Origin of the sequence: Faecalicatena fissicatena, from assembly GCF_016900595.1 — a bacterium.
In the GTDB taxonomy this organism is placed as follows: Bacteria; Bacillota; Clostridia; order Lachnospirales; family Lachnospiraceae; genus Claveliimonas; species Claveliimonas intestinigallinarum.
The window spans coordinates 88,444-100,668 of record NZ_JACLYY010000013.1; the positions used below are offsets into that span (position 1 = coordinate 88,444).

A 12,225-nucleotide genomic window follows, 5' to 3' on the forward strand; every position below is an offset into this window, starting at 1 on the left:
ATACGTGTGAAGCTGGTGGAGATATTCCTCATTGTGTCGGTCACGGTTTTTGTCATTGTGATTTTTATCTACTATAATCTGAACAGGACTATACGGGAGATGGATACGGTCTACAACAGCAATATCCAGTTTAACGACCTGTCAGAGAACGTGGGGGAAATCCAGAATTCTCTCTATCAGTATCTGAGCACAAAGAGCTCGGACTCCCTGGAGGACTATTACCGGTACAGCCAGGACTATCAGGAGCTTCTGGACGGACTGAACAATCAGGTCAGCGGCGATCCGGTGAAGCTGGCGGAGAAAAATATCTATTACCTGTCCCAGACCTATCTGGAGGTGGCGGACGAGGCGGTGGACAGAAAGAGGGGAAGGGACGCGGCGGGAGTCCGCGAGTCCTACCAGGAGACGGAGGAGATATACGGCTATATCCAGGCCAACATAAGTAGCGTCAATACCTCGACGTTTGTGAGCAACGCCAAGAACTACTCTACACTGCGGGTGATCTTAAGCTATACCACCGGCTTCAGCATCTGCGTTCTCTTCGGAGTCATGGCGATCGCGGTGGGATGGATCATCATGATGACCAGGAGCATTACGAAGCCCCTGATCGAGCTGGCGGGCGTGGCCACTGAGATCGCCCAGGGAAATATGGATGTGGATTTCCCTATTGTGGAGACCGGCGATGAGGTGACTGCCGTGGCCAAGGCCTGCAACAAGATGATCGGCAGCATCCGCAATTATATAGAAGAGACAAAGAGAAACTATGAGAGGGAGAATGAGCTTGTGGCCAATGAGCTGCGGATGAAAAACGACCTGAAGGAGGCCCAGCTCAAGTACCTGCAGGCACAGATCAACCCCCATTTCCTTTTTAACAGTCTGAATGCCGGCGCCCAGCTGGCCATGATGGAGGGGGCAGAGAAGGCCTGTATGTTCATCCAGAACATGGCGGATTTCTTCCGGTACAATGTCCGGAAGATGGAGAAGGACGTGACCCTGCGGGAGGAGCTGCAGCTTGTGGACAGCTACATTTACATCCTGAACGTAAGGTTTGCGGGGGATATCCACTACAGCAGACAGATCGATGAGAGGCTTCTGGACATTTCCATGCCCAGCATGATCTTGCAGCCCATCATCGAAAATGCTGTCAACCACGGTATCCGTGAGATGGAGGGTGAGGGAGTCATCCACCTGTCTGTCTTTGGGAATGAGGCCGAGGTGTGCATAGAGATCACGGACAACGGAGTGGGGATCGAGCCCGAGACCGCGGCTAAGGTCATGCGGGGAGAGAGCGTCCACAGCATGAGCGGCCGGGACTCGGAGGGAATCGGCCTGGACAATGTGATCAACCGGCTGCGCAGCTACTATGGCAGACAGCATGTGTTTGAGATCAGGAGAAGAGAAGAGGGGGGAACGGCGGTAACGCTGTACATTCCGAAGAAAGGGGAGGAGCTAGAGGATGACGAGAATACTGATCTGTGACGATGAGGGAATTGTCAGGCAATCTCTTCAGTTTATGATCGAGAAGGCCTTCGGTGATGAGTGCGAGCTGGAGTTCGCGCGAAACGGAAGGACGGCCATAGAGCTGGCTGAGAGCTTTCACCCGGATATCATCCTGATGGATATCCAGATGCCGGGTATCAATGGGCTGGAGGCCATGCAGGAGATACGAAAGGAAGACAAGCATGTGGTCTTTATCGTGCTGACTGCCTATGATAAGTTTGAGTATACCCAGAAATCCATCGACGTGGGCGTCCTGTCCTATCTGACCAAGCCCATCAACCGGGATACGCTGACGGACACCCTGAGAAAGGCCATGAAGCAGGTGCGGGACCGCCGGGAGAAGGCCAGAAACGACCTGCGGATCAAGGAAAAGCTGGAGGCCGTCGTCCCCATGATCGAGAGCGGTTTTGTGTACAGCGTTCTCATGGAGGGAACCGGCAAGGAGGAGTACGTCGGATACCGGGACCTCCTCAACGTGGAGGAGGAGTACGGCTACGTCATGGTGATCGAGTGCGGTGATGAGCTGCACAGAGGAGAGCTGACCAACACGGTGGGCTCGGGCATTAAGCTGCAGAAGCATTACATGGTCTTCCGGGAGACAGTAAAGGAGGCCACCGGAGGAATCGTGGGAGCCCTCATGGCCAACAAGGTGATCGTGCTCATTCCGTGTCAGAGCGAGGAGGAGGAGTACAGCCAGCGGGTCATGAAGATCGAGAACACCCGGGCTCTCCTGCGGAAGCTGGAGCAGCAGACGGAGCTGAAGTTCAAGGCCGGTATCGGCACGGTGAAGAGCTGGAAGGAGATGGAGGAGTCCTATCGTGAGGCCCTGGAGAGCGTGCACCAGACAGTGGGAAAGGTGATCCACGCGAAGGATATCTCCACGAGCTGCGGCTATGCCGACGACTATCCCATTGATCTTGAGAAGCAGCTCTTTGAGGCCGTCCGGGAGGGGGATGTGGAGAACACCCGAATCCTGGGCGAGCGGTATATGGACTGGATGCAGGGCTACGAGCCGAAGCTGAAGAACGTGGTCCGGCTGAAGGCTATGGAGTTTGTCCTCTGGGCGGAGCATCTTGCCTATATGCAGGGAGGCCTCTCCGAGTACCGGTTTGAGGACAGAGAGGGGTATATGGAGCTCCTCCTCTCCTTTAACTCTTACCAGGAGCTGCGGCACTGGTTTTTGAAAAAGCTGGACGAGAGCGTCTGCCACATTGCCCGGAAGCAGCAGACAAAGACAGACAGCGTGGTGGAGCAGGCAAAGCAGTACATTGCGGAGCATTTTAACAAGGAGCTGTCCCTGGAGGAGATGGCCAGGGAGGTGGGGATCAGCCCCTACTACCTGAGCAAGCTCTTTAAGGAGTCCGAGGGGACGGGCTACATAGAGTACACGACAAAGCTGCGGATGGATTACGCCAAGGAGCAGCTGGGGACCACCGACAGGAGCATCAAGGAGATCTGCCATGACGCGGGCTACCAGGATCCCAACTATTTCAGCCGCATTTTTAAAAAGTGGACAGGCATGACGCCGACAGAGTACCGAGGGGGTGTATCTATATGATGAAACTAAAAAGACTGGCTGCAGCTGCAGCCGCCCTGATCGCGGCGGCGGGTCTCCTTCTGACCGCCTGTGCGGACACCTCTCAGGAGACCTCCCAGGAGCCCTCCGGGGAGATGGAAAAGGAGACGGACGAGGGGATCCGCATCGGCATCACCTTTGACACCTTTGTGCTGGAGCGCTGGACCAGGGACAGGGATGTGTTCGTGGACACGGCCCGGAAGCTGGGAGCCACAGTGGACGTGCAGACAGCCAACGGGGACGTGGAGAAGCAGAAGGCACAGATCCGCAAATTCACGGAGGAGAACATGGACGCCATCGTCGTTGTGGCGACAGACTGCTACGCTCTGTCAGAGGAGGTCAAGGATGCCCGAAACAAGGGAATTCAGGTCATCTCCTACGACAGGCTCATCCAGGGGGAGCAGACGGATCTGTACATCACGGTGGACAACGAGATGGTGGGTGCCCTGATGGCCCAGAGCATCAAAGAAAATCTCCCGGATGGAGGAAATGTAGTTATGATCTGCGGCCCGGAGGCAGACTCCAACAGCATGGACGTGGTGAACGGCTTTGAGGCGGAGCTGGGCGAGGGGCCCTGGAAGATCGTGTACAAGAGCCATGTGAAATCCTGGACGCCGGAGAACGGCACCCAGGCCGTGGCGGATGCCTTTGCGGGGACGGAGGAGCAGATCGATGCGGTTATGTGCGGAAACGATGGGCTGGCCGGCTATGTGATCCGGTCCCTGAGCGAGAGACAGCTTGCCGGGGATGTGGTGGTGGTTGGCCAGGACGCGGATCTGGAGGCCTGCCAGAGAATCGTGGAGGGAACCCAGGCCATGACCGTCTTCAAGCCCATCAACGATCTGGCCAAGGAGGCGGCGGAGTGCACCGTAAAGCTGGCAAAAGGGGAACAGATCACGGGAGACCTGCTGGATGCTTCCGACGTGAAAGAAAATGAGGATGGACAGAAGGTTCCCTACTACGGGCTGGAGCCGGTGGCTGTGACAAAAGAGAATATGGACAGTGTGATCATCTCCTCGGGCTTCCACTCCAGGGAAGAGGTATACCTGAATGTAGAAAACTGACAAAAAGAGACGGGAACAGCACGTGTCAATAGGACATTTTTAACAGGGACAAGCACAAAAATGTGCTAGTCCCTTTTTTGAACCTGAATTTTCGTAAATTTGTGCAGACCTTTGCAAACATGTCCAGATGACATCCTGTTATAGTAATACCATCAAATAATTCTTAAATGAATGGAGGAACGATATTATGAAAAACAGAACAAAGAGACTTCTGGCAATCGGCCTGATCGCTGCGATGACAGCATCTCTGGCTGCATGCTCAAGCGAGGGAAGCGGCGGAGCTACCTCCGGAAGCGATGACAAACAGACTGAGGCCGGATCAGGAAAGATCGGCGTTGCCATGCCGACAAAGGATCTGCAGAGATGGAACCAGGACGGCGAGAACATGAAGAAACAGCTGGAGGATGCCGGATACGAGGTTGACCTTCAGTTCGCAAGTAACGATCCGGCAACACAGGTTTCCCAGATTGAGAACATGATCTCCGGCGGATGTGACCTTCTTGTGATTGCTTCTATTGATGGAGAGTCTCTCGGAACACCTCTTGCAACAGCAGAGGAACAGGACATTCCGGTTATCTCCTACGACCGTCTGATCATGAACACGACAGCTGTTAAATACTATGCCACATTCGACAACTACTTAGTTGGCCAGAAGCAGGGCGAGTACCTGGTGGACGCTCTCGACCTTGAGAACCAGGCAGGACCTTTCAATATCGAGATCTTCACAGGTGACCCGGGTGACAACAACGTAAACTTCTTCTTCGGCGGCGCTATGGATGTCCTTCAGCCCTACATTGACGAAGGAAAGCTGGTTGTTCAGTCCGGACAGACGACAAAAGAGCAGTGCGCCACAGCAGACTGGTCCACAGAGAAGGCTCAGTCCAGAATGGACGCGATCTTAAGCTCCAACTACGCAGACAAGCAGCTTGACGCTGTACTTTGCTCCAACGACTCCACAGCACTTGGTGTTGAGAACTCTCTTGAGGCAAACTACACAGGCGAGTGGCCGATCATCACAGGTCAGGACTGTGATAAACCGAACGTTAAGAACATCGTAGCCGGCAAGCAGGCAATGTCTGTATTCAAAGACACACGTCTCCTTGCAGAGCAGACCGTTAAGATGGTGGACGCCATCATGAGCGGCGAGGAAGCAGAAGTAAACGATACAGAGTCCTACGACAACGGAACAGGTGTCATCCCCACATACCTCTGCGAGCCTACAGTTGTGACAAAAGACAACTATCAGGAAATGCTGATCGACTCAGGATATTACACAGAGGAAGATGTCCAGTAATTATTGAAAATGTAACTTGTGAAGATGCAGGCGGGAACGAGTGGCCCGCCTGTTTTATGAAGGAAAGGGAGGGAGAACATTGGCAAATATCCTGTTGGAGATGAAAAATATTACCAAGACTTTCCCCGGCGTCAAGGCACTTGACAATGTAAATCTGCAGGTGGAGGAGGGCGAGATCCACGCTCTTGTGGGTGAGAACGGAGCCGGGAAATCCACACTGATGAACGTCTTAAGCGGTATCTACCCGTATGGCAGCTATGAGGGAGATATCATATACAACGGAGAAGTTTGTAAATTTAACAAGATCAAAGACAGCGAAGAAAAAGGCATCGTTATCATCCACCAGGAGCTAGCTCTTGTACCGGAGATGACGATCGGTGAAAATATGTATCTGGGAAATGAGCAGGGAAAATCCTTTGCCATCGACTGGAGCAGAACATACGGGGAGGCGGACAAATACCTGAAGCAGGTAGGTCTTAATGAGTCTTCCCGCACACTTATTAAAGACATTGGAACCGGCAAGCAGCAGCTTGTGGAGATCGCCAAGGCTCTGGCCAAGAACGCGAAGCTGCTCATTCTCGATGAGCCCACATCTTCTCTGAACGAGGAGGATTCCCAGGCGCTCCTGGATCTTCTGCTGGAGTTCAAGAAGCGGGGCATGACTTCGATCATTATCTCACACAAATTAAATGAGATTGCCTATGTGGCAGATAAAATCACTGTCATCCGTGACGGCTCTACCATTGAGACGCTGGACAAAAAGAAGGACGCCTTTACGGAGGACAGGATCATCAAGGGTATGGTTGGCCGTGAGCTGACGGACCGTTTCCCCAAGAGGGAGAAGAAAAATATCGGGGATGTGGCCCTGGAGGTGAAGAACTGGACCGTACATCACCCGCTGTATTCTGAGAGAAAAGTCGTGGACAACGTATCCATGTACGTGAGAAAGGGAGAGGTTCTCGGCATCTCCGGACTGATGGGTGCAGGACGTACCGAGCTGGCCATGAGCATCTTTGGAAAGAGCTACGGCAAAAACATTTCCGGACAGCTGTTTATAAATGGAAAAGAAGTGCATCTCCACTCTGTAAAGGATGCTATCAAACATAAACTGGCCTACGTGACAGAAGACCGGAAGGGGAACGGACTGATCCTGAGCAATCCTATCCGTGTCAATACCACTCTTGCCAATCTGGAAGGAGTCAGCAGCCACGGCGTCATCGACAACGACAAGGAGATCGCCGTTGCGGAGGAATACCGCGAAAAGCTGCGGACAAAATGCCCCTCAGTGGAGCAGAACGTAGGGAACCTGAGCGGTGGTAACCAGCAGAAGGTGCTCCTGGCAAAATGGATGTTCGCTGAGCCGGATGTGCTGATCCTGGACGAACCCACAAGAGGTATCGACGTGGGAGCCAAGTATGAGATCTACTGCATCATCAACGATCTGGTGGCGCAGGGGAAATCCGTGATCATGATCTCCTCCGAGCTTCCGGAGGTTCTCGGCATGTCAGACCGCATCTACATCATGAATGAAGGAAAGATGGTGGGAGAGCTGAGCGGAGAAGAGGCAACCCAGGAACTGATCATGTCACGCATCTTGAAATCGAGCAAAGGAGAATAGCTATGGAAAAGAGTAAAGTATCAGAATTTTTGAAGAAGTATACAATGGTCATTGTCCTGGTCATTGTGGTATTGTTTTTTACATGGCAGACCGGCGGAAGGATGATTCTGCCGCAGAACGTCAACAACCTGATCGCCCAGAACGCGTATGTATTCATCCTGGCAACAGGTATGCTGCTCTGTATCCTGACAGGCGGTAACATCGACCTGAGCGTGGGCTCTGTAGTCTGCTTCGTGGGCGCTGTGGGCGCTACGGTCATGGTCAACATGAAGATGAACGTGTTTATCGGTATCATTGTCATGCTGGCGGTAGGACTGGCCATCGGCGTGTGGCAGGGCTTCTGGATCGCCTACAGGCGTATCCCGCCATTCGTTGTAACTCTGGCAGGTATGCTCATGTTCAGAGGTCTCTCCAACATCGTGCTGGACGGCTTCACCATCGCGCCTATGCCCCAGGGCTACCTGAACCTGTTCAACAGCTACATCATTGACTTCTTCGGAGGCCAGGGACTGAACATCACCTGTGTGCTCATCGGCGTGATCGCGGCAGCCATCTTCATCCTGCTTACATTCAAGGGAAGAATGTCCAAGATCAAGAAGGGCTACGCAGTGAACAAGGCAAGCAACGACATTATCCGCTGCGCTATCATCAGCATCGTTATCATCGGCTTTATGTGGAGACTGGCACAGTACAAGGGCCTTCCCAACATGTTGATTTGGATCGCTGTGATCGTCCTCATTTACGGGTACATCACATCCAAGACAACCATCGGACGTCACCTGTATGCTATCGGCGGAAATGAGAAGGCTGCACAGCTCTCCGGTATCAACACAAACAAGGTGTACTTCTTCGCCTACGCCAACATGGGTCTTCTGGCAGCAGTTGCAGGTATGGTGACCATCGCCCGTCTGAATTCTGCTAGTCCGACGTCCGGAGACAGCTACGAGATGGACGCCATCGGCTCCTGTTTCATCGGCGGCGCATCCGCATACGGCGGAAGCGGAACCATCCCCGGCGTTATTATTGGTGCAATGTTAATGGGTGTAATCAACCTTGGTATGTCTATCATGGGTATTGACATGAACTGGCAGAAGGTTGTAAAGGGCCTGGTTGTTCTGGCGGCTGTAATTTTTGACGTAGAGTCTAAAAAGGTTTGATATATATAATAAGGATATGTTTTGCTAATAAGGGCTATTGCTTGAAGTTATTAGTTTTTAAGTAATAGCTCTTCTAGTATGGAATGGGAAGAGGAAAATGAATGGATAAAAAGGAAAGAAATAAAATCATAAAAGAATTAATATCAAAAATGTTAAAAATTCATTTGAATATTAGTTTAATTTTATTTCTTTTTCTTTTTTTGAATTTATTGAGTTTTTTGTATCCTGTAATGGTTCAAAAGCTTATCGACGAAGGTTTCATTAAAAAGAAATTTGCTGACATTGTATGTTATGTAGCAATTTTGGCAGGAATTATTATCATCCGTGAGATTACAGAAATAATGCGTGCTAATTTTTTGGCCGATTTACAAAACAAGGTGCAACTTTCTTTGTATCAGGATGTTTTTGACAAGATTACGCGAATAAGAATGTCTTTTTTTTCTCAAAAAGAAACTATAGAAGTTGTAGAACAGATATCGACCGATATAGAGTATTTGAATGGGATGTTTTGGCAGGGAATATTTGGTGGGATCAGTCAGATATTACAGGTAATAACAGGACTATTTGGATTGTTTATAATTAATTGGAAATTAGCCCTTGGAGCTTTGATTGTAATTCCTGTAGATTATATTTTTGTAAAGTTTTTTTCAGATCGGCAGCAAAAAATTACTGATAAACTATTATATTCGTCTAATATGTTCTTTTCATGGTTTGGAGATACTATTTCAGGTATTAGGGAATTGAAACTATGGAATGCAAAAGACTTTAAAGAGCAGGAGTTAAAAGAAAGACAAGGCGATACTATAAAGTGGGCTAAAAAGTCGCTTATGATGGAACAATATAATACATCTTTTAGTTCTTTAATTGTTGAAGGTATGGTTGTGTTTTTTTATTTGTTAGGTGGAGGTTTGGTTTGCAATAACCAGTTGACGGTGGGAGGAATATTAGCTTTTGTTACATATTGTCAATATGTTTTCGGCCCAATACATTCTATAATCAATATTCGCTATATTTTTTCGAGAATATTACCTTCTGCCAAAAGATTGTTTGATGTATATGATTATCCTGAAGAATACGAAAATAAGAGTGATACAAGACAAAATTTTCAGCGATTAGAATTTAAGGACATAAGTTTTTCATATAGCGATGATAAGATTTTGGAACATGTCAATATGACTATTTCAGCAGGTGAGAAAGTAGCGATAATAGGGGAAAATGGAACGGGAAAGAGCACTTTTTTAGATTTGATTTTAAGATTTATAACACCAGATGATGGAGAAATACTATTAAACGGAAAAAATATAGAAAAAATAGATATTCATAAATATCGAGAACTTTTCAGTGTGGTAGAACAGTTTCCATATTTGTTTAGTGACACAATAGAAAACAACATAAATCTTAGCCATATGAAAACCTTTGATTTGAAGGAATGTATTACGGAAGAGAATATTTTGAAGCTTATCCAAAAAATGCCAAAAGGTATTAAAACTCTTTTAAATAGTAATGGTGAAAATCTATCAGGAGGGGAACGTCAAAAGATAGCTATTGCGAGAATGCTAGCGAGACAAGCACCTATCATTATTTTAGATGAAGCCTTTTCCAATTGTGATAAACGTTCAGAAGAAGAAATATGTGATTATATTTACAACAATACTCTTGATCGTACGGTGATTTTTATTACACATAATAAAGAAATACGTAATGTGGACAAGATTTTAAAATTTGAAAATGGAATTATAAGAGAGGAAAGACAATGAAAAGTGAAGAACTATCCAGACAAGAAAGTATAGAATTTTTACAGCGGCTTTTAGAGCAAGGGGACTTTAAAAGATTAGGGAAAACTTTTAAAACAAGACAAAAGTATTATTTTTATGATAGAGGAACAGGCAAAGTGTTAGAGTGCGGAAAAGGACTTTATGATCTATTATGTTGTCTGGAACGAAATAATAATGTTGATGATTATGATAAGATAGACAAAAACTTTGTTGAAGAAGTGCATGAGTTGAAAGAAGCATTTGAAACCGAGAAAGTGTTGCAGGCACCAGAGGTAAAACAATTCGGGGGAACTAATATAAATTATTTAGAAGAAAGCATTAATGAGCATTTGGAACAAATGACCCTAGAGTTGACAGAGCGATGCAATTTAAGATGTAAATATTGTATTTATGGCAGCGAAAATTTAGACAATCGTGATTTCGGAAACAATGATATGAGTTTTGAAATAGCTAAAAAAGCTATAGACTATGCAGCTGCGCATTCGGGAAAGAGCATTTCTATTGTTTTTTATGGTGGAGAGCCACTTCTAAAATTTGATTTGTTAAAAGAATGTGTTGAGTATTGCGAAGATAGATTGCAAGATAAAGAACTAACTTTTAATATGACAAGCAACATGGTTCTTATGGATGAGGAAAAAGCGAATTATTTTGCTAAAAAGAAGAATTTTATGATTACTTGTAGTTTAGATGGCCCGGAGTTAATCCATGATGAAAATAGAGTTTTCCCTGATGGAAAGGGGAGCTTTCAGAAGACGTATCAAGGATTAAAAAATTTTGTAACAGCAATAGAAGATAAGGAGACTGTTTCAGAGAGGGTAAGTATTAGCATGGTTGTTACACCACCGTATACCACCGCTAAGCTGGAAGATATGAAAGAGTTTTATGAGAGTATAAAAGAGTGGTTACCCTTAAAAGTAGTAAAAAATGTTGCCTATGTCGATTATGGAAATCATGATGTAGTATCTGAGGAAGTTTATTCAGGGGATAACAAAGACAGGGATCCTATAGGGAACTGGTCTCAGGAATATTTACAGACACAAGGTGGACTGGATGACGAAAAGTTATTTACAAGCGATGGTTTAATAAAGGGATTATATAGAATACATGCTAGACGTTTATGCGAAGAGCCCATAGAAAGTTTTACTTTTAATGGATGTTGTACTCCGGCTAATCGCAGACTGTACGTTACAGTCGATGGAAAATTTAAGGTATGCGAAAAAATTGGTTTTTCACCTTATATAGGAGATATAGATAAGGGAATTGATTTGGATGCTATAAAAAAATACTATATAGATGACTATATGAAAAATTCAATCCCTGAATGTCAAAAATGTTGGGCGGTTCATTTGTGTTCTATATGCTATGAATGCTGTTACACAAAAGAAGGGATTAATATGGTTCATAAAAATGAAGCATGTAAACTAGAAAGGGCAACGTGGGCTCAAAAATTAGCGGATTATCATGAAATATTAGAAACATCTCCAGAAAAGCTGGAGTTTTTGAATACTATTCATATTGACTGACATTTTATCCTTTGGATATTAGATATTAACTTGGATAATTTATTTCTTTGCTTTTAGCATGGAAGTAAATTAGATATAATGGGGAAGGAGGTGAAAAGATGAAGGTTATTAATCCGGTAGGTAGGCATGTGTCTACTAAAGCAGAAGCTAATTTTGACATGAGAGCATGTATGTGTGCTGGGAGCCATTACGATAATATGAGAGGTAATGGTGGAAATAGTTGTGCTTGGTGTGGATGTAGTTGTAACGGAAATTCCGCGGCAAATAGAAGTACAGCTCAAAGAAAAGTTACATATTAGTGGATTGTGGAAAAAGGGTATTGCTGATTTCGATCAGTAATACCCTTAAAGATTACTTGTTTGCGGAGATTAACTATGAAAGAATGGGAAATAAACAATAAATTTTCTTTATGTGTAAAACGAGCAGAGAGTAGCACTGATAAAATCAATATTAAATTAATTGTAGAAACAGGATCTGAAAATGAAACCAAAGAGGGTACAACTCATTTATTAGAACATCTGTTATTATCATTTGATCTTATAGAAAATGATAGTGGGAAATTTTATGAATATGTACGAGGATGTACACACTTTGAATATTCTACATTTGAGATAGAATTTGAAAATAATATAGCTAATATTCGCCGAGGATTGTTGAGATTTAAGGAAATATTAGATGGGAAATATATAAACCAAGAAACTGTCTCTTATACACATCT

10 protein-coding genes are annotated in these 12,225 nt (G+C 46.1%); all 10 read left to right on the forward strand.

Features of this window, described 5'->3' with window-relative positions; genetic code table 11:
- Positions 1-6: 6 nt before the first annotated feature.
- Positions 7-1,479 (forward strand): sensor histidine kinase, encoded by a 1,473-nt coding sequence (locus H7U36_RS12545; RefSeq protein WP_205156258.1) that lies wholly within the window; start codon positions 7-9, stop codon positions 1,477-1,479.
- Positions 1,457-3,058, forward strand: a complete 1,602-nt coding sequence (locus tag H7U36_RS12550) for a response regulator transcription factor (protein WP_191428865.1) — start codon at positions 1,457-1,459, stop codon at positions 3,056-3,058. The genes H7U36_RS12545 and H7U36_RS12550 overlap by 23 nt, the downstream gene beginning before the upstream one ends.
- Positions 3,055-4,140 carry a sugar ABC transporter substrate-binding protein gene (locus H7U36_RS12555; RefSeq protein WP_243426762.1) on the forward strand — a complete coding sequence of 362 codons (1,086 nt, stop codon included), beginning with the start codon at positions 3,055-3,057 and terminating at the stop codon, positions 4,138-4,140. Before H7U36_RS12550 ends, H7U36_RS12555 begins: the two co-directional genes overlap by 4 nt.
- A gap of 187 nt (positions 4,141-4,327) precedes the next feature.
- Positions 4,328-5,434: a multiple monosaccharide ABC transporter substrate-binding protein gene (gene chvE / locus H7U36_RS12560; protein WP_205156259.1), complete on the forward strand. Its 1,107-nt coding sequence runs from the start codon at positions 4,328-4,330 to the stop codon at positions 5,432-5,434.
- A 79-nt stretch (positions 5,435-5,513) separates the two neighbouring features.
- A complete protein-coding gene (mmsA, locus tag H7U36_RS12565; protein ID WP_205156260.1) occupies positions 5,514-7,052 on the forward strand; it encodes a multiple monosaccharide ABC transporter ATP-binding protein in 1,539 nt (512 codons plus the stop codon).
- A gap of 2 nt (positions 7,053-7,054) precedes the next feature.
- Entirely contained in the window at positions 7,055-8,209 is a 1,155-nt protein-coding gene (gene mmsB / locus H7U36_RS12570; protein ID WP_205156261.1) for a multiple monosaccharide ABC transporter permease, read from the forward strand.
- Between the two features lie 101 nt (positions 8,210-8,310).
- Positions 8,311-9,966, forward strand: a complete 1,656-nt coding sequence (locus H7U36_RS12575) for an ABC transporter ATP-binding protein (RefSeq protein WP_205156262.1) — start codon at positions 8,311-8,313, stop codon at positions 9,964-9,966.
- Entirely contained in the window at positions 9,963-11,507 is a 1,545-nt protein-coding gene (locus H7U36_RS12580; RefSeq protein ID WP_205156263.1) for a radical SAM protein, read from the forward strand. The genes H7U36_RS12575 and H7U36_RS12580 overlap by 4 nt, the downstream gene beginning before the upstream one ends.
- A gap of 98 nt (positions 11,508-11,605) precedes the next feature.
- Positions 11,606-11,806: a hypothetical protein gene (locus tag H7U36_RS12585; RefSeq protein WP_205156264.1), complete on the forward strand. Its 201-nt coding sequence runs from the start codon at positions 11,606-11,608 to the stop codon at positions 11,804-11,806.
- Positions 11,807-11,881: 75 nt separating this feature from the next.
- Positions 11,882-12,225, forward strand: a 344-nt coding sequence (locus tag H7U36_RS12590; protein ID WP_205156265.1) for an insulinase family protein, incomplete at its 3' end; no start/stop codon positions are given.